This is a genomic window from Sulfuricurvum sp. (genome assembly GCF_049587615.1).
In the GTDB taxonomy this organism is placed as follows: domain Bacteria; phylum Campylobacterota; class Campylobacteria; order Campylobacterales; family Sulfurimonadaceae; genus Sulfuricurvum.
The window spans coordinates 1-20995 of sequence record NZ_JBAVEF010000003.1; the positions used below are offsets into that span (position 1 = coordinate 1).

General features: G+C 45.1%; 21 protein-coding genes. 3 read left to right on the forward strand and 18 right to left on the reverse strand.

Annotated features, from left to right (window positions below; translation table 11 throughout):
* The 17 genes from fliG to WB308_RS00310 all read right to left on the reverse strand — a co-directional run.
* The coding region (gene fliG / locus WB308_RS00230; protein ID WP_424187803.1) for a flagellar motor switch protein FliG at window positions 1–688 on the reverse strand (688 nt) is incomplete at its 3' end.
* A gap of 9 nt (window positions 689–697) precedes the next feature.
* Complete coding sequence (fliF, locus tag WB308_RS00235) at window positions 698–2416, reverse strand: flagellar basal-body MS-ring/collar protein FliF (RefSeq protein ID WP_424187805.1); 1719 nt, start codon at window positions 2414–2416, stop codon at window positions 698–700.
* 12 nt (window positions 2417–2428) lie between these two features.
* Window positions 2429–3523: a histidinol-phosphate transaminase gene (gene hisC / locus WB308_RS00240; protein WP_424187807.1), complete on the reverse strand. Its 1095-nt coding sequence runs from the start codon at window positions 3521–3523 to the stop codon at window positions 2429–2431.
* On the reverse strand, window positions 3520–4602 hold the full coding sequence (gene pheA / locus WB308_RS00245; RefSeq protein WP_424187809.1) for a prephenate dehydratase: 1083 nt from the start codon (window positions 4600–4602) through the stop codon (window positions 3520–3522). The genes hisC and pheA overlap by 4 nt, the downstream gene beginning before the upstream one ends.
* Window positions 4599–5378 carry an HAD-IIA family hydrolase gene (locus WB308_RS00250; protein ID WP_424187811.1) on the reverse strand — a complete coding sequence of 260 codons (780 nt, stop codon included), beginning with the start codon at window positions 5376–5378 and terminating at the stop codon, window positions 4599–4601. Before WB308_RS00250 ends, pheA begins: the two co-directional genes overlap by 4 nt.
* Before the next feature lie 8 nt (window positions 5379–5386).
* Entirely contained in the window at window positions 5387–6589 is a 1203-nt protein-coding gene (lysA, locus tag WB308_RS00255) for a diaminopimelate decarboxylase (protein ID WP_424187813.1), read from the reverse strand.
* 16 nt (window positions 6590–6605) lie between these two features.
* Entirely contained in the window at window positions 6606–7694 is a 1089-nt protein-coding gene (locus WB308_RS00260; protein WP_424187815.1) for an LptF/LptG family permease, read from the reverse strand.
* Between the two features lie 55 nt (window positions 7695–7749).
* Window positions 7750–8298, reverse strand: a complete 549-nt coding sequence (gene pth, locus WB308_RS00265) for an aminoacyl-tRNA hydrolase (protein WP_424187817.1) — start codon at window positions 8296–8298, stop codon at window positions 7750–7752.
* Window positions 8299–8300: 2 nt separating this feature from the next.
* Window positions 8301–8837, reverse strand: coding sequence for a 50S ribosomal protein L25/general stress protein Ctc (locus WB308_RS00270; protein ID WP_424187819.1), 537 nt, complete (start codon window positions 8835–8837; stop codon window positions 8301–8303).
* Window positions 8838–8907: 70 nt separating this feature from the next.
* On the reverse strand, window positions 8908–10113 hold the full coding sequence (locus WB308_RS00275; RefSeq protein ID WP_424187843.1) for a type IV pilus twitching motility protein PilT: 1206 nt from the start codon (window positions 10111–10113) through the stop codon (window positions 8908–8910).
* A gap of 6 nt (window positions 10114–10119) precedes the next feature.
* Complete coding sequence (locus WB308_RS00280) at window positions 10120–11097, reverse strand: transaldolase (protein WP_424187821.1); 978 nt, start codon at window positions 11095–11097, stop codon at window positions 10120–10122.
* 44 nt (window positions 11098–11141) lie between these two features.
* Window positions 11142–12941, reverse strand: coding sequence for a DUF4105 domain-containing protein (locus WB308_RS00285; RefSeq protein WP_424187823.1), 1800 nt, complete (start codon window positions 12939–12941; stop codon window positions 11142–11144).
* Window positions 12942–12991: 50 nt separating this feature from the next.
* On the reverse strand, window positions 12992–13438 hold the full coding sequence (locus WB308_RS00290; protein ID WP_424187825.1) for a DUF3015 family protein: 447 nt from the start codon (window positions 13436–13438) through the stop codon (window positions 12992–12994).
* A gap of 50 nt (window positions 13439–13488) precedes the next feature.
* Window positions 13489–14169 (reverse strand): leucyl/phenylalanyl-tRNA--protein transferase, encoded by a 681-nt coding sequence (aat, locus tag WB308_RS00295; protein ID WP_424187827.1) that lies wholly within the window; start codon window positions 14167–14169, stop codon window positions 13489–13491.
* Window positions 14166–16346 (reverse strand): ATP-dependent Clp protease ATP-binding subunit ClpA, encoded by a 2181-nt coding sequence (clpA, locus tag WB308_RS00300; protein ID WP_424187829.1) that lies wholly within the window; start codon window positions 16344–16346, stop codon window positions 14166–14168. The genes aat and clpA overlap by 4 nt, the downstream gene beginning before the upstream one ends.
* A 2-nt stretch (window positions 16347–16348) precedes the next feature.
* Entirely contained in the window at window positions 16349–16648 is a 300-nt protein-coding gene (locus WB308_RS00305) for an ATP-dependent Clp protease adaptor ClpS (RefSeq protein ID WP_424187831.1), read from the reverse strand.
* A 22-nt stretch (window positions 16649–16670) separates the two neighbouring features.
* A complete protein-coding gene (locus WB308_RS00310) occupies window positions 16671–17909 on the reverse strand; it encodes an aminotransferase class I/II-fold pyridoxal phosphate-dependent enzyme (protein WP_424187833.1) in 1239 nt (412 codons plus the stop codon).
* A gap of 50 nt (window positions 17910–17959) precedes the next feature.
* Between WB308_RS00310 and bioD the strand changes: the two genes are divergently transcribed.
* The 3 genes from bioD to WB308_RS00325 all read left to right on the forward strand — a co-directional run bounded on the left by bioD (window position 17960) and on the right by WB308_RS00325 (window position 20520).
* Window positions 17960–18613 (forward strand): dethiobiotin synthase, encoded by a 654-nt coding sequence (bioD, locus tag WB308_RS00315; protein WP_424187835.1) that lies wholly within the window; start codon window positions 17960–17962, stop codon window positions 18611–18613.
* 102 nt (window positions 18614–18715) lie between these two features.
* Window positions 18716–19585, forward strand: a complete 870-nt coding sequence (locus WB308_RS00320) for an aspartate carbamoyltransferase catalytic subunit (protein WP_424187837.1) — start codon at window positions 18716–18718, stop codon at window positions 19583–19585.
* On the forward strand, window positions 19585–20520 hold the full coding sequence (locus WB308_RS00325) for an aminodeoxychorismate synthase component I (RefSeq protein ID WP_424187839.1): 936 nt from the start codon (window positions 19585–19587) through the stop codon (window positions 20518–20520). Before WB308_RS00320 ends, WB308_RS00325 begins: the two co-directional genes overlap by 1 nt.
* On the opposite strand, the gene WB308_RS00330 is transcribed toward WB308_RS00325, so the two are convergent.
* The gene (locus tag WB308_RS00330) at window positions 20517–20759 is read right to left on the reverse strand and encodes a ComEA family DNA-binding protein (RefSeq protein ID WP_424187841.1); all 243 of its coding nucleotides are present in this window, start codon (window positions 20757–20759) and stop codon (window positions 20517–20519) included. The two genes, WB308_RS00325 and WB308_RS00330, sit on opposite strands and share 4 nt — an antisense overlap.
* Window positions 20760–20995: the final 236 nt, after the last annotated feature.

A 20995-nucleotide genomic window follows, 5' to 3' on the forward strand; every position in this document is an offset into this window, starting at 1 on the left:
GCTCGATTTGTGCCAGGGTTGTTTTGGATACTTTCGCACCCAAACGGTTAAAGACATCGGCAACCGATCTCGGTCCGCCCACTTCGACTTTATAACTGGCCAACGCTTCGAGTTTCGATTCGAGGACGGCACTGACCCGTTTAATGATCGAAGGTGATATATCCCCCAGCTTTGCCATACGCATAGCCACTTCGGCCCGTAAATCATCCGGAAAAATATAGAGGGTTTCGGCAGCAGCCGAGGGGTCCATATGGGCCAAGATCAAGGCTATCGTCTGAGGATGTTCGGTCATGATAAAGTCGGCGAGCTGCTGAGGCTTGATTTTTGCCAAATAGGCAAAATTCTGGGTATTCTGCATCGTTTTGCTTAAGCGCTCCAGCACTTTTTTTGCTTCATCCGGTCCGAGTGCTTTGTACAAAATTTCCCGTGCATACTCCAAACCGCCGGTGTTCAGATATTGATTCGACTGAATGATGGCGTAAAACTCTTCCAGTACCGCCGCGCCGATGTTTTTTTCGATGGAACGGTTACTGGCAATGTATTTTGAAATTTCGGTAATCGCATCAACATTCATCCGTGCAAAAACAGTGGCGGTGACATCTTCACCCAGCTGTATTAAAAGAATCGCAATTTTTTGCGTCATTGTCATTTCATCAAAGTTAGCCTGCTGAGAGGGTGTGAGATTCATACGCGTCTCCTATCGCTTGCTTGTATCACTCGGAATGCTCTCTTCGTCAATCAAGGTCTGAATCAACGAAGCAATCTCTTCAGGATGCTCTTCAGCTACCTCACGCACTTTTTCAAGCAATACATCGTATTTAAGCTCATCTTCGTTGAAATTTTCCCCAAGCCCCAGTTGATTTTCGACTTTTCGGCGCATTTGCTGTACTTTCTCGACCAGATCTTCATCTTCATCATCCGCAATTTCAAGATTCGGTTTGTCAAACGCCTCTTCTTCGCGGCTGAATTCAAGCATCCGTTCCGCAAACGGAATAATGATTTTTTTATACGCGACAAATAAAATGACGGCAACAAAAAGATACTTAAACAAAGAAGAAAACGGTGCAAGATAGGTGTCAATAAATTCAGTCGTTTTGGAGGCTGTATCCTTCGGCTGCATACCCGCTTTTGACGCTTGAAATTCAAAGTTTCGGATACTTACCTGATCTCCGCGCTGTTCATCTACTCCGATGGATTGTTTGACCAGTGCATCAATCGCCTGCAGCTGCGTCTCATCCAATGCAATGTACTCCATCTCTTCTGTAGGAGCGCCGGAAGCATCTTTTTTCGGTTCGTACTTGCCATCGACGACGACAGCTGCGGTCATCCGCTTGATACGGGCAAACTCCATTTTCGTAGTCGAAACCGTTTTCGAAACTTCATAATTCGTAGTTCCGGTTGTTTTCTCGTATTTCTCTCCGCTTCCGCCGCTAGTCAGCCCTTCGACCGGTCCGACATTGCTAACGGCTCCGGGGACCCCTCCAGGAGCTTGTGCAGGAGCTGCACCTTCACGTTTTTCCTCCAGTGTTTGCTCGCTTCGGACAACATTTTCGGGATCAAATTTTTCAGAAGTAGAACTTTGCTCCGAAAAATCATATTCAATCGTCACTTTCGCGACAATACGGTCTTTCCCACCGATAAAGGGAGCCAGAACATTGATAATCTTCTCTTCTTGTTTTTTCTCTTCTTTGGTTTTGTATTGCTGCTGTATCGAGGAGAGTTCGCCCATCGCGGCAGCCGCATCATCATCCCCCAGTGCTTCCCCCTCTGAATTAATCAGAGTCACATTTTCAGGAGTGAGTTTGGGGACAGCCGAAGCGACCAGTTTTTTGATCCCGCGAATTTGTTTCGGAGAGAGTTTTCCATCTTCATACAGCTGTACCATGACGGAAGCCGACGGCGGTACCGCTTCGGAGACGAAGAGAGTCTCTTTTGGCAATGCGAGACTGACACTTGATTTTTCAACAGGACCCAGGGAATCGATTGAACGGGCGAGTTCCCCTTCTAATGCCCGGCGGAATTTAACTTCTTGATCAAAGTTGGTCGCACCGAACTCTTGCTTGTCAAAAAGCTCAAATCCGACATGCCCCTCTTTAGGAATCCCCATGGAGGCTATCGTAATACGCTCTTTGTAGACAACATCTTTAGGGACTTCGATAACATTTTCGCGGGGAATACGATAGGGGATTTTGTCTTTTTCAAGCTGTTCAACCACTTTTGCGGCATCTTCCGCGCTAAGCTGGTCAAAAAGTACCTGATACTCACTTCCTCCCTTTGTCCCTTCTGAGGTATAAACAACCAAGAAAATCAAAAATGCGACTATCCCCGCAACCGCAGCACCGATAATAGTCTTTTGTGCCTGATTCAGCTTTCCGAAAAAAACAACAAGTTGCGAGAAAAGGGCCTTAAAATCCATTGTTACCTATTTTTATAATAAAGGTTCGGTGAGTTCAAAAAATCGATCATTTTGGACCGATGTTCCGATTGTAACGCGAATAGCGTTCAATCCGTAACTGCTTAAATCACGTACAATCATACCCTTTTTTAAGAGTTCTTGCGCAATTTTTGATGAATTTTTTTCTTCAGGAAGCGATAATGTGACGAAATTGGTATAACTATCAATCACATCGATCCCCTTAGCACGTGCAAATTCTTCATACCGGGCCATCTCTTTAAAATTATCGGCAATACACGCTTGAACGAAAGCTTCATCTTCCAATGCAGACGATGCGGCTTCAAGGGAGAGTGTGGTTATGTTAAACGGAGGACGTACTTTGTAGAGGGCTTCGATAATATGAGATTGAGCGATACCGTAGCCGACACGCATTCCCCCTAGCCCGTATGCTTTTGAAAAGGTACCGAGAAAAAGGACATTATCAAAACGTTCAATCAATTCACGTGGCTCAACCGCTTTGGATGGGTCTTTAAAACGGGCATACTCCATGTAAGCTCCATCAACAATCACCAGCGTATCGCTGTCCACTTTTTCGATAAATGAAACCATTTCTCCTGCATCAAGTCCGTCCCCTGTAGGATTATTCGGAGTACATAGAAAAATGATAGAGGGTTTATGTTCGAGATAAAGAGCATAAAACTCATCCATCTTATGTTCGCGTGAAGCGGTTCGGATGATTTGTGCCCCTACTTGTTTGGCATAAATCTCGTACATCGCAAAGGTGACACTGTTCACAAGTACTTTTGATCCGCCGTGTGCTTTAGCGTGAATCGCGAACTCGATCACCTGATCGCTTCCGGCACCGACAATCAATTCATTGGTTTTAATACCGTATTTGTTTGACAAAGCAGTTTTGAGTTTTACCATCGAATCATCAGGGTACAATGCCATATTATCGATGATAGCGCGTACCGCCTCTTTCACTTTTGGAGAACACCCGAACGGATTTTCATTGCTGGCAAGTTTGACGATCTGATCTTTATCAATACCGTATTCGCGGACGACCAACTCTATCGGCTTACCCGCTTCGTAGGTTTTAATAGATTCTAACGCTTCATTAAATTTCATAACTCTCCCTTTATGTAGCTTCCCAACCACGTCACTTCATCATTGTGTTTTTGAATTAACATTTGAACTTTTTCTTCATCAATATGCCCGAAGAAATCGATAAAAAACCAATACCCAAAACCGTCATTGTCTCTCGAAGGTCGGCTTTCAATTTTACTGAGGTTGATGTCGGCATTGTTGAAATCTTCGAGGAAATGAACCAATGCCCCCGCTTTCTGAGCATCCTTGAGACGTACCAAAATCGATGTTTTATCTTCACCGCTGATACCGTTTTTAAAATCACTGAGGATAAAAAATCGGGTGGCATTGTTATGCGTATCTTCGATATTTTCAAACAATGTGGGGACTCCGTAGAGCTTTGCCGCAATATGGGAGCAGATAGCTGCCGCTTCAGGATCTTTAGAAGCTAGAATAGCTGCTTTTGCCGTCGATTCGACCGGAATATGCTCCACGATATCCAATCCGTGTTCTTGCAAAAACTCTCGGCATTGGCCAAACCCTTTATCTTTTGAATAAATACGCTTGATATGGTGGATTTTTTCTGCTTTAGTTGCAAATGCCATATGAATCGGCATATAGAGTTCTGCAACAATTTTGACACTGCTTTTCCCCAATAAATCAAGGGTTTCACCTACAACACCGTCACGTGAGTTTTCGATCGGTACCACTCCAAACTTCGCACGCCCGGCTTCGAGCGTTTTAAACACTGCATCGATCGAACCGAGCGAAAGGTAATCGCTCATTGCGCCAAAGCGAGACTCCGCCGCTTGGTGGGTGAAACTCCCCTCAGGCCCAAGATAAGCAATCCGTTCCGGGAGTTCAAGATTGCGGGCAACCGCAAAAATCTCTAAAAACACCGCTTCAATCGCCTGAGAATTAAGAAGTCCTCCGGTCGATTCACTGATCTTTGTCAAACGATCGATGATCGATTTTTCACGTTCGGGACGATAAATAGCCGTATTACTTTCATGCTTAATCTCACCAACACGACGCACGACTTCCATACGGCGGTTCAAAAGGTTGACTATCTCATTGTCAATCTCGTCAATACGTGCTCTGCACTCTTCTAAAGTATTCATAAACTCTCCAATATTGCTTGCATATCGGCATAGATTTCGGCCGGACGCTCGGAAGTTTTCAACGACGGAATGATCTCATCAGCCGATCGATATTTACCGCTAAGGACAAATATCCCTTTCATCCCAAGCAATTGGGCACCAATAAGATCCCCTTTGACATCATCACTAATAATGGTGATATCACGATACTGGACCCCTGCCGTTTGCTGTGATAAACGTCCCAATGCTTCATCAAAAAAGGCTATGCTCGGCTTGCCGACAACCGTATAAGAGACCGACGCGGCAAATTCAAGCATCTTTAAAATGGCACCTACTCCGGGATAGCGTTTGTTGTTTTTAACGTATAACGTCGTTTCGTGCATTCCGATCAGTTTGCCCCCCCTCAGGAGGAACTCAATCATTTGCGCGTATTCATCGGGTAAAAAATTCTCTTTGATCGCTACCAAGACAACATCCGGTGCTACATAATCGAGCAGATACCCCATACTCCGTAAAACATCTAAAAAAGGTTCGGAGCCGTAGGCTGCGATCTTGCAGCTTTTATCGATATGGCTCTCCAGTAGCATCAAAGGATCAAGATAATGATCCCTTGGTATATTTAATCCGATGGAATTCAGATATCCCAAAAATTCGTCACTCGGATTTTTGGTACTGTTGGTAATCACCATGTAGGGGATACGGTGTGCATTGAGATAATCGATAAACGCTACGGCTCCACGAGTCGGAAGCTTGCTATTATCTTCGATCAAAGTCCCCTGCACATCGATAAAATACATTGCAATTCCTACAAATAGTCGCGTTCTAACGCAATCACATCGTCAAACGTTTCACGTCGCCGAATAAGACGTTCTTTACCCGATTCAACCGCAATCTCCGCCGATCGTCCGCGTGTATTGTAGTTACTTCCCATTCCAAAACCGTAGGCTCCCGCACTGTGGACAATGAGTAAATCGTTGTGTTCCATTGTGGGAAGTGGATAGTTTTTAGCCAAAAAGTCACCGCTCTCGCATACCGGGCCGACCACATCCGCCGGACTCTCTTCCCCTTCTTTTTCAAGCGCCTCGATACGGTGATAGGCTTTATACAGGCTCGGGCGGATAAGATCGTTCATCGCTCCATCAACCATCACAAAACGTTTTTCGCCATTGTTTTTCTCGTACAGTACTTTCGTCAAAAAGTATCCCGCATTCGCCGTTAAAAAGCGCCCCGGTTCCATAATGATTGTTACATCAATCCCTTTGAGGGCGGAGAGGATCGCCTGTGCGTAATCATACGGTTCAATCGTTGTTTCATCATCATAGCGAACCCCCAACCCTCCGCCGATATCGAAGAATTTCAATTCAATCTCAATCGCCTGAAGAGAGCGGAGCAAATCAGCGACAATAACCGCCGCTTCGTAAATCGGTTCGAGTTCGGTGAGCTGGCTTCCGATATGAAAGTGGATCCCTACCGGATCAAGGTGATCGGAGTTTTTCGCCTGAATATACATCCGTTTTGCGGCGACAATTTCAACGCCGAATTTGTTATCATGCAATCCGGTCGAAATATACGGATGGGTTTTGGGATCGATATTCGGATTCACGCGGATACTGATACGCGCTTTGGTCTTCAACTCGCGAGCGATCATTTCGACCCGCCCAAGCTCCGCTTCACTCTCAACATTGATGTAGAGAATATCACTTTCAATCGCTTCGCGAATTTCATCGTCACGCTTGCCGACGCCACTAAAGATAACACGGTATTTTGGGACACCGGCCATTAAGGCACGGCGTACCTCACCGATCGATACACAATCGGCACCGGAACCCAATTGGGCAAAATGTTTAACAACGCTCAGATTTGAATTTGCTTTGACGGCATACGCTAAGATCGATTTACGTCCGCGAAATGCCTCTTTTAATAATTCAAACTGAGCACGCATCGCATCAAAATCATATACGTACAAAGGTGTCCCGTAGGTTTGTGCCAGAGCTTTAAAATCGATCACCCGTAGTCCTCGTTGATTAGTTTTGTTGCGATTTTACCCTAACTCTCCTTAGGGGATTTCCAAGCCGCCACAACATGATTCCACCCAGTACCATAATCGGGGAAATTATTCCGATTTCTGGGATGAGCGTTTTATTGTTTGAGAGTTCCCCCATCATAAAGAGGATTCCCCACACCATAAGCGTCGCCAAAATAGCACCGAAACTAAAAAAGGAGAGATTTAAGAATCGAGCACTCACCGGTGCGTACGAGAAAAAGATCACGATCAAAATCGGTGCGAACCATGGGGTCACAAAAATGCGATACATAGCACTCTTTATTTTGGCAACATCAACGTTTTGATTTTCCAAAAGTTCAAGGGCATCCAACCCGTCACCGATGGTAAAGTTTGCTTTTCCCTCGTATATCTGATCCAAAATTTTTGGTTTAAACTCATGCAGGACTTTGAGATTATAACGATCTTCAACCACGATTCCGGGGCCCTTGAGGTCAAACGTTTCGGGAGGGCGAATCACATGGGCTTTTTGAATATTCCAATACCCTTGATCGTAGACCGCTTCCGTCGCAATCAACCCCTCTTTTAAATGCCCCTGCTGAAAGGTAAAGATTCGAATATCCTCCGCTCTTTTACTCAGGGGATAAAGGTTCCCGAAATAGATGTAACTCCCTTCGTGGGTAAAAAAAAGGTTGCTGGTAGGACGGATAAATTGGGAGGTTTCTCGCAAATTATCCGCAAATTCGTTTGAACGGGCGAAATTGGTCGCGTGCAGCGCGATATAGATGACGATCATACCGCTTGCCACACTCAAAAAAGGGATAATAATACGTATTTTGGAATACCCAAGAGCATAATAGGCGGCCAGCGCATTGGTACGAACCAGCTCAACCAAAGAGGCAATAATCGCAAAAACCAGTGAAATCGGAAGCATCATATCAATGGCATAAAAATACTTATACATGATGTAAATCAAAACAAGATTGGCAGATTCTGGCAGGGAAGAAGCATTATCCATCAGATCAAATCCGACCATAAAACTGCTCAAAGCAATCAAAACAATCGAAAAATAGCGTAAATAAAGGATCGATAAAGTAGTAAATGCGAGCATGAGCGCCTAAATTAAAAAATTGAAGTTTATTGTACCCAATTAAACCTGCAAATTTTTACAGCCCCTTCTGGGAGTATTTCCCCGCAACATCACTGCAACTGTGTGTGAGAAGCATTTCAACGGCATCAGCCGAGGCAGAAATCCAGTTTGCAAGTTTACTTTGTTCTTCCGCAGTGAACGGATGCAAGACGTAATCGGCCACTTGGGATTTATGCTCAGGCTTACCGATCCCCATACGGACTCGGATATAATCAGCACCGATTGCGGCATCCGCAGATTTTAAACCGTTATGTCCGCCATGTCCCCCCCCGCTTTTAAAGCGCAATGCCCCAAAGGGGAGATCCAGATCATCATGAATGACGATAACCTCATCAATTTTATAAAAATTTTTAACGGCAAGGATGGAACGACCGGAGAGATTCATGTAGGTTAAGGGTTTGAGGAGAAAGTGCCCCCCCATTTTAAACAACTCCCCTTCAAAGGAGCTCTTTGAAATGTTCTGAACACTGTGACGATGACAAAGTTCATCAATCACCATAAACCCGATATTATGTCGAGTCTGCGCATACGCCGGGCCGGGGTTGCCCAGTCCGACAATAAGCATCCTTATTTCGCTTTGATGATACTAAGAACCGATACACGGTCTGAATCAGTAAAGGTAACATTTTCAACACGTGGAAGATCACGAACCAATACAGAATCACCCAAATCGAGTGGAGCAACATCTACAGTAATGTTGTTTGGCAAGTTTTCAATCGCCGCTTTTACGCGAAGACGTTTTTTTGCAACAAACAACATCCCTTTGTTTTTCAAACCGATAGGAGTTCCTACGGTTTTAACGGGTACATGATAGTGAGTGACAACACCCGGTTGCGCTACCATCAAATCAACGTGCAACAAATTGCCGGATACCGGATGAGATTCATACCCTTGAACCACAAGGTTCATCTCTTTTCCGCCTACGTTTACTGCAAATGCTACAGTTTCTTTGTTGCGCACCGTACGGATAAAGTCGTTCATTTTGAACGCAGCGTGAATATTTTCAAGCCCTTTTCCATAGATGTTGGCAATAAGATAACCATCACGGCGATACGCTTTTGTTGAACGTTTGCCAATACTCTCTCTTACGATGCCTTCTAACATAATCATGTCCTTCTAAAATAAAATGGGACGGATTATACTTAAATATTGTTTAAATTATTCTAAATACAGACTACTCTTTCAATCCGATGTAATCCCCTTCTTTAAACTCTTTTGGACCGTCATCGACCCCCAATTTCCCTTTTTCAACCGTAGTGCTCAACCCATCCATTCGGAGTTTTAAGTCGGAAGAAGATGTTGCATAGGCCAATGCATCATCCCTACTGATCCGTCCCGAAAGGTACAAATCCAAAATCCCCTGGTCGAATGTTTGCGATTTATACAGCTCTTTTCCCTCCGCAATCGTATCGGGAATTTCAATATCACGGTTTTCAGCAATCAACTGCTCAATACGGGGTGTTCGGACCAAAATCTCCAACGCCGCTGTCCGGTTCCCATCTACCGTCGGAATCAGACGCTGAGACAGAACCCCTTTTAAGACGGAGGCAAGGGTCATACGTACGCGGTTTTGTTCCGCCGTCGGAAAAACGGAAATAATCCGGTTTACCGTCTCTTTCGCATCAAGCGTATGAAGTGTTGAAAAAACCAAATGCCCCGTATCGGCTGCATGGAGTGCAATCTCAATGGTCTCCATATCCCGCATCTCCCCGACAAGGATAATATCGGGATCTTCACGCAAGGCAGCGCGCAAGGCATTCCCGAAGCTAAGGGTGTCCTGCCCGACGCTTCGCTGATTAATAATACATTTACGGTCTTTATGAACAAACTCAATCGGATCTTCAATCGTAATGATGTGTTTACGCCGTTTCCAGTTAATCTCATCGATAAGGGCCGCCAATGTTGTCGATTTACCGCTTCCGGTAACTCCGGTTACCAGCACAAGCCCCCTCTCCATCTCGGCAAAACTGTGGACAATCGCAGGAAGCTTCAGTTCATCAATACTCAGGATTTTGACCGGGATCAAACGGAAAACCGCCGATACCCCTTCCATTTGGAAAAAGATATTGATACGAAACCGTGTATTGTCGTCGAATGGATAGACCAAATCCACCTCTTTTTTTTCGACCAATTCCGGGAAACGGGTACGCAGCAGCTCTTTCGCAAAAATAAGCGCATCATCTTTTGAAAGAATTTCACCCGAAAGGGGGATAATCTCTCCATTAATGCGGGCACGGACAACCGCATTGGCTTTGATGTGCAAGTCACTCCCGCCGGCATCCACCATTCGACGCAAATAGCCTCGAATTTTTTTCAACACTTCAAAGTTGAGTTCGGTCAGATCAGGCTGATGGACAGTTTTTTGAATATCTTGATTCATATTCATTTACTCCAATTCACTCAAAATTTCGGAAAAAGCGACTTTAAATGCTTCCAATCCTTCGGTAATTTGCTGTTCTATGATGGCTTCCATCACAATACCGGCATCCGCGACACGCTGTTGGTGTTCCCTGATTGCAGCAGCAGCCAACGGAAGCTTCAGAGTTGTCTCTCCCCCTTTTACATACGCATCAATCGTAGCGATCGGAGCGGTATTGACACTGTTGGCAGCTAAAAGCTCATCAATGTAATACGACGCTCTGAATTCATCCCCCTTGACTCCGGTACTTGCAAACAGGACACGGCACTTCGGAATACGGAGAGCTTCGACACGATTGTAGATATCGGCTGCATTCATGATCCCCATCAACCCCGTGCTGACACCTGCAACACGCAGGGTTTCATCGATCGCCCGGTCGATACGACTGACAAATACACTGATAACGGTATCAACGCTTGCTTTTTGCGATGCACGCTCAAACGCTTCTGCACATTTAAGCGCCTGATCGACGGAAAAAATCAAGGTTGCGTTAATCGGAATCCCTTGGGACGCAAGCGATTCCATCGCGATATAACCTGCGTTTGTTGCAGGAACTTTGATCATCACATTGGGACGGTTGATACTTTTGTGAAGCCGCAATCCCTCCGCAATCGTCGCTTCCGCATCATCGCATAAAAAAGGGTCCACTTCGATACTCACGTATCCGTCATCCCCTGCATCATATAGCGGCCGCAACATATCAGCCGCTTTTTGGATATCGAAGATTGCCAATGCTTCATATTTTTCTTTAGGAGAGAAGTCACCCAAAGACGAAAGCTGCTCTTTATACGCTGCAGAAGTCAAAATTGCATTTTTAAAAATGGCGGGATTAGAGGTTGCCCCGTTAATGACCCCACTTGCAATCAGCTCTTTAAACCCTTCATCCAAAAATGTTCGTTCAATAAAATCGGCCCAAAGGGCGAAACGAGCTTCCGCTATATACATATAAACTCCGTCACAAAAAGTGAAACTATTATGCCGAAAAAGAATTAAAAATAGAGATTTATCCCAACTTTACAACGATCTTCTCTCTGATACTGCTTCGCTGCTTCATAGCTTAGCGAAAATGCTCCCCACGGCTTCCACTGCCATAAATGTGAAAGCATCACACGACTTCGATCAGCTCCGGACATATAAAAAATATGGCCGGTTTCCACCTGACTTTTCATCCGTTTTCCCCAATGAATCCCGCTGCCTGCACTAAACCCTATCCCGACATCGGCATTGAATCCAAATCTCACTTCCGGTTCACTCAAAAAATACCCGAATAACCCCTCATGACCGATAGAAGCTCCGGCTCCCACCCGAGTAACAAAACTGAGCTGATCATTTCCATACTCGCGATCCCATCCACTCTTCATCCGCCATGAAAACGGCTTAAAAAAAGGGCTTACCGGAGCAATAGAGGCCAAAGAAAGAATCGTCAATTTCTCTAAACTCACCTTCTCTTTATCAACGCCCATCATAATATCAAGGAATTCGATCTGCGCTCCTGAGAGATGTCCCGTATCATCCTCACCCAGATCATGAAAAGCGGGGCGCCAGCCGATTAGCAAAGGGGAACGATTTTCAAACCACCCCTGAACTACCTGCAACCGTGCAGAGTGATGGGCAGAATCCGGATTTTGCTTAGTCGGAAGATACAGTATCTCCCCCTCTCCCAATGCGGCACGCTGTGAGAGGAGCGCATGATAACGCGATGCATAAACCTCTTTGGAAATTTTCCCTTCGATATATTCATATTCAACCAATTCGGCCGCTGCTTCGAGGGTAAAGCGACGCTCTTGATCAGACAAGCTGACCTGTCGTAAAGAAGAACTGCTGATCTCGCCTGTACTCAACGCTTTTACTGCCCGAATGGCTTCAGGTGAAAGCTGATGTTCATACCCCAAAAGTTTTGTCCGTTTTGAGGGGCGGTAATGTTTCTCACGGACCAGCCCCTCATCCTCAAAAGCACGAACCGTTTCAGGAGGAATCACATAATAATAAAAATGATCCCTCAGCCGGACACTCGGACGGGCGATTTCCGTGAGCCAGAGCATATGGTACGAACAGTTTTCGTCAAAAAAATAGTACCACGAATTGATCCGCTGCAGTTCCCAAATATGACGCACCATCGCCATCACCTCATCTTGTGTGAGATTAAGATCGTATTCCCATACATCTCGGGACTCAGAGTCACGATACTCTTTGAGTTTTTCATAATAAGGCAGCATCGAGTAATAACCGTAATAGCCGCCAAATAGCCCTTTATACGCAAACAATAATCCGTTCGTATCCTCCGTAAAAGCGGAATAATTGATTGCATACGACATCAGCTTCGACTCCATTGACGAATCGATCCGTAAAAACGTATGCCCGAACATCGATGCAGGAGAGTTGATATGAGCACTGGGAAAAACAAGGGTCACTTTTTGGGGGTCCATTTTCGTCACAAGCGCTTCGTATTCCGTACATTCACCCTCCCCGAATGAGGTGTTGAGTTCTCGTTCCAACCACGCACGACGCGCCGGAAAACGGCAAAAAATAGACTCGTTGCTTCGGTTTGTATCCTCATTCAAGCGGCGGAGGGTTGCCTCGAGTTCCGCAGAGAGATTTCGTTTCCCTTCGGGTGAGAGAAAAAATGAAGGATCATCAATTTCACTCTCGTCATGAGGAGTATGCATCAGCAGATGCCAGTATCGAGTTTCGGAAAGTCTTTTGGTATGAGCCTGCGCAATCAGGTCATCGCTTAGAGCAGCATTCAGCGATAAACTCAGTGCGCATAATAAGAGGAGAAAAAATGGCAAAAAAAACCTTAAAATTTTCAGAACGCACACACTGCGTTCCGAAAATGTGATTAACCGGCGATCGTTGAAACGTTGTCGAGCACCGTTGCCATATCGGCTTTTTCACTCGTATAGATGGCATTGTAATTGGATTGAAGCACTGCTGCAAATGCCGCTTTGTCTTCAACATTCAAAAGTTCAGCCAATGTTGAAACACTTTCCCCTTGACCGATCGCAATCTCACGAGAAAGCTGATCCATGTTCGATGCGACAAACTCAGCTGCACGCTCATTCATCACAAGACTCGCTTTTTTACATCCTGATGTCCCTGATGTGATACCAAAGGTCTGGTTCCCAAATATACTGTTCGTAGTTGCCTGAAGTGCTAACATCAGTGCAGAACTATCATCTTTGATGATTTGTGATCCAAGACCGCATCCTGTTTGATTATTAACCGTTGCAAAACCGGCCGTAGCAAGTGCCGCAATGGCTACAACACTTAGTAAAACATTTTTCATTGAAAACCCCTTTTTTATAAGAATTACCGATGAGTATAGAGGAACAAACCTTAAAGGTTTCTCATTTTCCAATGGTTATTCTCCTCTATTACCGCAGGCGCTCCACAAAGTTGTCGCAAAAAAAACTCTCTAGAGACCTCTTTAGCCCCAAGACTTTTTAGATGCTCAGTGGGAACCTGACAATCGACAAAGGCATATCCCCAATCCCGTAAATGGTCAATCAATACAGCAAAAGCAACTTTGGAAGCATCGGAGACTTTTGCAAACATCGACTCTCCGCAAAATACCCCTCCGACACTTACTCCATAAAGCCCTCCGACCAAGATTCCATTCTGATACGCTTCGACACTGTGGGCATGCCCCAATATGTGAAGAGTTTCATAGGCTTCGATCATCTCCGGTACGATCCAACTCCCTTTTTGGTCTCTGCGTGTCATCTGAGCGCATTCGCGTATCACTTCGGAAAAAGCCGTATCAAAACGGATCTCGAAATGGGAAATTTTTTTTCGAAGGGAGCGATGGAGTTTGAAATCTTCCAATTCCAAAATAAGCCTCGGATCGGGTGACCACCAGAGAATCGGATCGCCAAGACTGTACCACGGAAATATCCCTAAACGGTACGCCAACATGATTCTCGAGGGGGAAAGATCACCGCCATACGCGACAATCCCCTCCTCTGATGCGCTATGGGGATTAGGAAAAGAGAGATGATAGGTAAGTTTTGGGATCATACCGCATAATCGAAAATGAGTCTGTCGGCATAATCTACCGATACTTTTCCCCCCTGTGCCAAACATCCGAAAAGGACCTCATCGACTAATGGATCTTTGATTTTATCGGCAATAACTCTTCCAAGAGGCCGTGCCCCCATCGCTTTGTCATAGCCGATTTTGGCAAGGTAGGCTTTTGCTTTCATAGTGATAGAGAGACTCACTTTTTTCGCTTTCAACTGTACATTAAGTTGTCGAATAAATTTATCCACAATATTTTCGACAACCTCCAGCGGCAACGGACCAAATTCGATAACCCCGTCCAACCGGTTACGAAATTCAGGGGTAAAAAATGATTTTAACGCCTCATGACGGGAAATCGAGCTGTCAGCATTGAACCCCATTACCGTACGTTCCGACGCTCCGATGTTGGAAGTCATTACCAAAATTACATTCGAAAAGTTGGCTTTGAACCCCGTATTATCGGTCAGTGTTGCACTGTCCATCACCTGCAAGAGTACATTGATCAAATCGGGATGGGCTTTTTCGATCTCATCAAGCAACAATACCATATAAGGGTGTTTCCGAACTGTCTCGACCAGTAATCCCCCCTGCTCAAATCCCACATACCCAGGAGGGGCACCGATGAGGCGGCTGAGGGCATGTTTCTCCATGTATTCGGACATATCAAAACGCTCGAAATAGATCCCCATCGTTTCAGCCAACGATTTGGCCAACTCCGTTTTACCTACCCCCGTCGGACCGGAAAATAAAAAAGAGGCAATCGGTTTGTACGGACTACTGAGCCCGGCATAAGAGCGTTTGATCGATTTTACCACTTGGCTAATCGCATTATCCTGCCCGATAACAAGTGCTTTGAGATCCGATTCAAGCGTTGAGAGCTTTTCACGATCATCCGTTCCCATTTTAGAGGTGGGTATCCCCGTCATTTTAGCAATGACCGTTTCGATATCATGCGGAGTAATCGTGGTGCGTTTATGGGTTTTAAGATGAAACGATGCTCCCGCTTCGTCGATCAGATCGATCGCAACATCGGGTAAAAAACGGTCGGTAATGTATTTTTTGGAGAGTTCGACGGCAGAGCGGAGCGCTTTATCGGTGTATTTCACCCCATGGTGTTTTTCATAGCGCGCTCTGAGTCCTTTAAGGATCAAAAAGCTCTCTTCTTCACTGGGTTCCCCTACCTCGATGCGGGCAAAACGGCGGCTGAGGGCACGGTCTTTTTCAAAAACGCTGCGGTATTCGGCGTGTGTCGTCGCCCCCATACATTTAAGGACACCTGAAGCGAGCGCTGGTTTGAGCTGATTGGATGCGTCCATACTCCCCCCTCCGACGGCACCGGCCCCTACGATCGTATGAATCTCATCGATGAAGAGGATGGCGTTAGGATGCTCTGCTGCCTCGTCCATCACCGCTTTGAGCCGTTTTTCAAAATCACCCCGATATTTGGTTCCGGCGAGCATTGCCCCAAGATCAAGGGCAAAAATCTCGGCATCTTCCAATAATTTTGGAACCTCTCCTGAGACGATACGTAATGCCAGTCCCTCGGCAATCGCTGTTTTACCGACACCCGGTTCACCGATCAGTAACGGATTGTTTTTCTTGCGGCGGCACAACGTTTGAATAGCCCGCTCAATCTCATTAACGCGCCCGATAACAGGATCGATATTTCCTTTTTTGGCTTGGTCAATCAGATTGATCGCATATTTTTGAAGGGCCCCTTCACTCCGTGAATCTTCTTGCACACTGTCCATATCACGATGCGAAATCGCTTCGAGGATATCAACACGGCTGATACCATACTCTTCAAGCAGCAAACACGCATAGGTATGATGTTCTTCATACACCGCAGCGATCAAATCTCCGACATCGGCATACTCTTTTTGGGCACTTCGGACATGTTTCATCATCCCATCAATCATCCGGGCCAGCGCCACCGTCTCAAACGGCTCTTGTTCTACATCATCGGGCAAAGGTTCCATCATCTGCATCAGATACGAACCCAATGACTCGCGGATAAGCTCCACGTTCGCACCGCAAGAACGGATAATCGCCTCCCCATCAGGAGAGTTGAGCAATGCCAACATCACATGTTCAATCGTTAGGTACTCGTGACGCTGATGCCTCGCAAACGCAACCGCTTTTTGAAAAATTGCGTTCAGTTCTGTACTCACCATGGTTATGCTTCCTCCATCATCGCTTTAAGGGGAAATCCATTTTCTCGTGCCAGGGTTCCCACTTGATGTACTTTTGTTTCAGCCACTTCATACGGGTAAACCCCGCATAAACCCCGCCCTTTTTGATGTACTTCGATCATAATCCGGTGCGCATCCTGAAAATTGCGACGAAATATCTTCATCAAAATATCAACAACAAAGTCCATTGACGTATAATCGTCATTGAGTAAAAAAACATTATACTGTTTTGGGTGTTCTAAGATCAAATCTAAACGTGTTGAGTGCTCGTGTTTTGTCGCCATGATTGAACTATACCGAATCTTTTTAAATTTTTGCCGCGTTTATAAAATCATCGATAATGGCTTCAGCACTCTCTAATCCAATCGAAATGCGGATAAGCCCCGGAGTGATTCCCAAGAACTCTTTGGTTTGATCGTCAAAATCACGGTAGATCGTTGAAGCCATATGCAGCCCAAGCGTACGGCTATCGCCTATATTTGCGGTAATCGTGATGAGTTTGGACCGGTTTAAAAATTCAAATGCGCGCTCTTTACTCCCCATATCAATCGTCAGCAGTGTCCCGCATCCGTTTGTAAATTGACGTTGATAGCGTTCATGGTGAGGATGATTCGGCAAACAAGGGTGATTGACACTGAATCCTCTCTCATGCAATGCCTTAGCAATCGTCTCCACACTGGTAACGATCCGATCGAGACGAAGCGGTAATGTCTCAAGCCCCAACATCGTTAGATAGCTTCCAAAACCGTTCGCAGACATTCCGAAATCACGCAAAGCCCGTTTTTTAGCATTCGCTACCAGCGCTATACTCCCCATTTTTTTAATAAAAGGGTGAATATCACGGTAACGATCCTCTTTAAACTTATCCTCACCCTCAGAAATGGCGCGGAAAATCACGGCGCCTCCCAATGAGGACGCATTTCCGGTGATAATTTTGGTTGTCGAATAGACAACGATATCCGCACCCAACGCTATCGGTGCGACACTCAGCGGAGTGATGGTGTTATCGACCATCAAAACGACGCCGTAGCGGTTCGCGATATCCGCAATTTTTGCAATATCGGGAAGGCGCATATTGGGATTGCCGACACTCTCCAAAAAAAGTATTTTTGTCGCCGTATTGATTGTTTCCTCAATGGCATCCAACTCATCCACATCGAAAAAATGGGTAGTAATCCCAAACCGGGCCAACGTCTCGGAAAAGTAAGAATACGTCCCGCCGAAAAGACCGCCGATACTGATGATCTCATCTCCGGCTTTTAAAAGACTCAATGTCGCCATTGCCGTTGCCCCCATCCCCGAGGATGTTGCTATCGCCCCGATTCCGCCATCCATAGAGGCGAGAATCTGTTCCAACTGAGCCGATGTCGGATTACCGACACGTGCATAAAGCGGTTTTTTGACCGAACCGTCAAATATCCCCTCACCCGTTTCACTGTTGCCGTATCCAAACGATGCGGAATTAACCATCACAGGGCTGATAGGCCCCTCTTTTTTCCCCACTTGCTGAACGATGCGGGTTGTAAACTCTTCAAAGCGATTCATCATCAAACCTATATTAAAATTAGGCAATTATAACCAAAAAGGGCATCTCCTTGTCTAAACGCATTTTTGTTACCGCTACCAATACCAATATCGGTAAAACCTATACTTCCACTCTTCTTATTGGGGCATTGAGTCGCATGGGACTGCGCGTCGGTGTCTACAAACCGATCGAAACCGGGGTAACGGCATTACCGCCCGATGGTAATACCCTTTTTCAAACCGCAGTGTCTTACAATCCGGCACTTGCTGCATTGTCGGTAAAAGACATTGTGACCCTCCAATGGCCCCTTCCTGCGGCACCCTTTGTTGCTAACGGAGGTAAAGAAATCGATTTCACCTTATTTGACAAGGCTTTAGCAAAAATAGAAGCCCTGTGCGATGTTGTCATTATCGAAGGGGCGGGCGGATTGATGGTTCCGATCGATGAAAAATCCATGATGATTGATTTACCCCGATACTTTCAGGCAACAACCCTTTTGGTTACCCATTGCGCTCTTGGATGCATTAACGACACTTTATTGAGCATTAAAGCTCTTGAGGATGCTCGCTTGCCTTTTATATGGGGTCTTAACTGCCGTCCTCAAGAGACCACATTTGACATCACCTCTCTCCCTTATTTCCAACACCGATTTGACCCTGTATTCCGAATTGATCATGATATCGATACCATTGCCAAAGTACTTTTAGATACAATAACGCATTAACTTTCTGCCTCTTATGAGGCAAGCTTTAGTGCCATAGCGGCAAGCGTAGCGTAAGGGATTTTATTCCTTACGCGTTCAAAAATTAATAGTAATGGAGAAAGCATGCAACACCTGATTCGAACCGATGATTTTACGACTGAACAAATTCTTCAGGTTTTACGCGATGCTGAACACTATTTGCAAGGCCAATTTGATCCTATCCTCAAAGAAAAAATTATCATTACCCTCTTTTTTGAAAATTCAACCCGAACTAAAAGTTCTTTTGAGATTGCGGCTAAGCGTCTAGGTGCCGAAGTGGTTCATCTCGATGTTCAAAAAAGTTCTACCCAAAAAGGGGAAAGCCTCGTCGATACTGCCACGAATCTTGATGCGATGGGACCTCATGCCATGATTGTTCGCCATGCCCATGCAGGGGTGCCCAATATCCTCGCCGAACACACCCACGCCTCCATCATCAATGCAGGTGACGGCGCTCACGCCCATCCGACCCAGGCCCTTCTTGATCTCTTTACCCTCCGCCGACATTTTGGCGATGTTAAAGGCAAAAAAATAGCGATTGTCGGTGATATCAAAAACTCCCGCGTCGCCAACAGCAATATTGAACTCTTAACCCGATTCGGGATGGAAATCACCCTTGTGGCCCCACCCCATTTTCTCCCTGACAGTAATCTTAAAATGACCCATAGCCTCCATGATGTTATCGATGATGTTGATGCCATAATGAGTTTACGAACCCAAACGGAACGTCATTCACATCAAACCTACGGTTCACTTAAAGATTATGCCAGCGATTTTTGCATTACCCAAGAACTCGTCGGAAACCGAGATCTGATCTTGCTGCATCCGGGACCGGTACACCGCAATATTGATATTGATGATATGATGCTAAAAGACCCTCGCTGCAAAGTACTTGAGCAGGTTCGAAATGGTGTAGCCATTCGTATGGCTGTTCTCAAAGCACTTATTGCCTGATGTACCAACGATTCAGTGAATTCGTCTCATCGGGAGTGAAGTGTTTCTTTTACACCGATTTCACGGGGGAGGATTTGCAGTGCTTCACCTTGGAAGAATTGGAATCAGAAAATATTGAGTTCGCATTTAACAGCACCATTCATCATGCAAATACCCCCCATAAACCAATATTTGCCCCTGTAGCGTTTGAACAGTACCGCAAAAAATTCGAAGCCGTCCAAGAACATATTCGAAATGGCAATACCTATCTACTCAATTTAACGCAACCTACACCTATACAATCAAATTTTACGTTAAATGAAATCTATACTATGGCACATGCCCCGTATAAACTTCGGGTTAAAGATAAGTTCGTCTGCTTTTCTCCTGAACCTTTTATTACCATTGAAGGCAATACCATCCACGCCTATCCAATGAAAGGTACCATTGATGCATCCCTGAGCGATGCTATTAATACTATTTTGAATGATCCAAAAGAATTTGCAGAACATACCATGATTGTCGATCTACTCCGCAATGATTTAGGGATCGTAGCGAAAGATATACGGGTCGAAAAATTCCGTTATATTACGACGATAGATGCCGGAAAGAAAAAATTGCATCAAGTAAGTTCACATATCTGCGGTACCTTGGAAGAAAACTGGAGAGAAAATGCAGCAGAGTTGCTAAAAGCACTATTGCCAGCTGGAAGCATTAGCGGTACACCAAAGCGTAAAACGGTTGATATCATCAAAGAGATCGAAGAATATCAACGCGGCTATTTTACAGGTATTTTCGGCCATTTTGACGGGTCAAACCTCTACAGTGCCGTATCTATCCGTTTTGTTGAAAAAGAAGATACACAACTTATCTATAAAAGTGGCGGCGGAATCACCGCTGATAGTGATTGTAAAAGCGAATATAACGAAATGATCGATAAGGTCTATATACCTTAGCGAATACTCACTTGTGATTTTAATTTTTTCATCGTCATCGGTCCGATACCTTTGACATTTACCAGTTCATCCACACTTTTAAACCCGCCGTGTGCCTTACGATACTTGATAATCTCCTGCGCTTTTGTCGGACCAATCCCATTCAAGTTTTGTAGCTGAGCGGAATTAGCCTTATTAATGTTAATAGCACCAAAGGCAAGTGAGAAAAAGAGAACAAGCATTGTTATTATTTTAACCATATCAAACCTTTACAATGAAATATTAGATTGTATCCTGAATACAGAAGGTTGTCAAATGGTTTCGAAAGAAGGAAAGGAAGTTGAATGAGCGATTTAGCTTAGAGTTATGATTTAGAGAAGAATTTATTTGTGATTGCTTGAATTGGGATTGTATTAAAAAGAGGAGAGTAAAAATCTGAGAGCCAGGCGGCGACCTACGTTTCCACACCTGAAAGATGCAGTATTATGAGCGATGA

Excerpts from the sequence above, each read along its gene's own strand:
- hisC (WP_424187807.1), bottom strand. The coding sequence starts at position 3,523 with ATGAAATTTAATGAAGCGTTAGAATCTATTAAAACCTACGAAGCGGGT.
- aat (WP_424187827.1), bottom strand. The coding sequence starts at position 14,169 with ATGATCCCAAAACTTACCTATCATCTCTCTTTTCCTAATCCCCATAGC.
- WB308_RS00310 (WP_424187833.1), bottom strand. The coding sequence starts at position 17,909 with ATGAATCGCTTTGAAGAGTTTACAACCCGCATCGTTCAGCAAGTGGGG.
- pheA (WP_424187809.1), bottom strand. The coding sequence starts at position 4,602 with ATGAATACTTTAGAAGAGTGCAGAGCACGTATTGACGAGATTGACAAT.
- WB308_RS00280 (WP_424187821.1), bottom strand. The coding sequence starts at position 11,097 with ATGTATATAGCGGAAGCTCGTTTCGCCCTTTGGGCCGATTTTATTGAA.
- pth (WP_424187817.1), bottom strand. The coding sequence starts at position 8,298 with ATGCTTATTGTCGGACTGGGCAACCCCGGCCCGGCGTATGCGCAGACT.
- WB308_RS00305 (WP_424187831.1), bottom strand. The coding sequence starts at position 16,648 with ATGGCGACAAAACACGAGCACTCAACACGTTTAGATTTGATCTTAGAA.
- WB308_RS00275 (WP_424187843.1), bottom strand. The coding sequence starts at position 10,113 with ATGAATCAAGATATTCAAAAAACTGTCCATCAGCCTGATCTGACCGAA.
- WB308_RS00325 (WP_424187839.1), top strand. The coding sequence starts at position 19,585 with ATGTACCAACGATTCAGTGAATTCGTCTCATCGGGAGTGAAGTGTTTC.
- WB308_RS00330 (WP_424187841.1), bottom strand. The coding sequence starts at position 20,759 with ATGGTTAAAATAATAACAATGCTTGTTCTCTTTTTCTCACTTGCCTTT.
- WB308_RS00290 (WP_424187825.1), bottom strand. The coding sequence starts at position 13,438 with ATGAAAAATGTTTTACTAAGTGTTGTAGCCATTGCGGCACTTGCTACG.
- WB308_RS00320 (WP_424187837.1), top strand. The coding sequence starts at position 18,716 with ATGCAACACCTGATTCGAACCGATGATTTTACGACTGAACAAATTCTT.
- fliF (WP_424187805.1), bottom strand. The coding sequence starts at position 2,416 with ATGGATTTTAAGGCCCTTTTCTCGCAACTTGTTGTTTTTTTCGGAAAG.
- clpA (WP_424187829.1), bottom strand. The coding sequence starts at position 16,346 with ATGGTGAGTACAGAACTGAACGCAATTTTTCAAAAAGCGGTTGCGTTT.
- WB308_RS00270 (WP_424187819.1), bottom strand. The coding sequence starts at position 8,837 with ATGTTAGAAGGCATCGTAAGAGAGAGTATTGGCAAACGTTCAACAAAA.
- WB308_RS00250 (WP_424187811.1), bottom strand. The coding sequence starts at position 5,378 with ATGTATTTTATCGATGTGCAGGGGACTTTGATCGAAGATAATAGCAAG.
- WB308_RS00260 (WP_424187815.1), bottom strand. The coding sequence starts at position 7,694 with ATGCTCGCATTTACTACTTTATCGATCCTTTATTTACGCTATTTTTCG.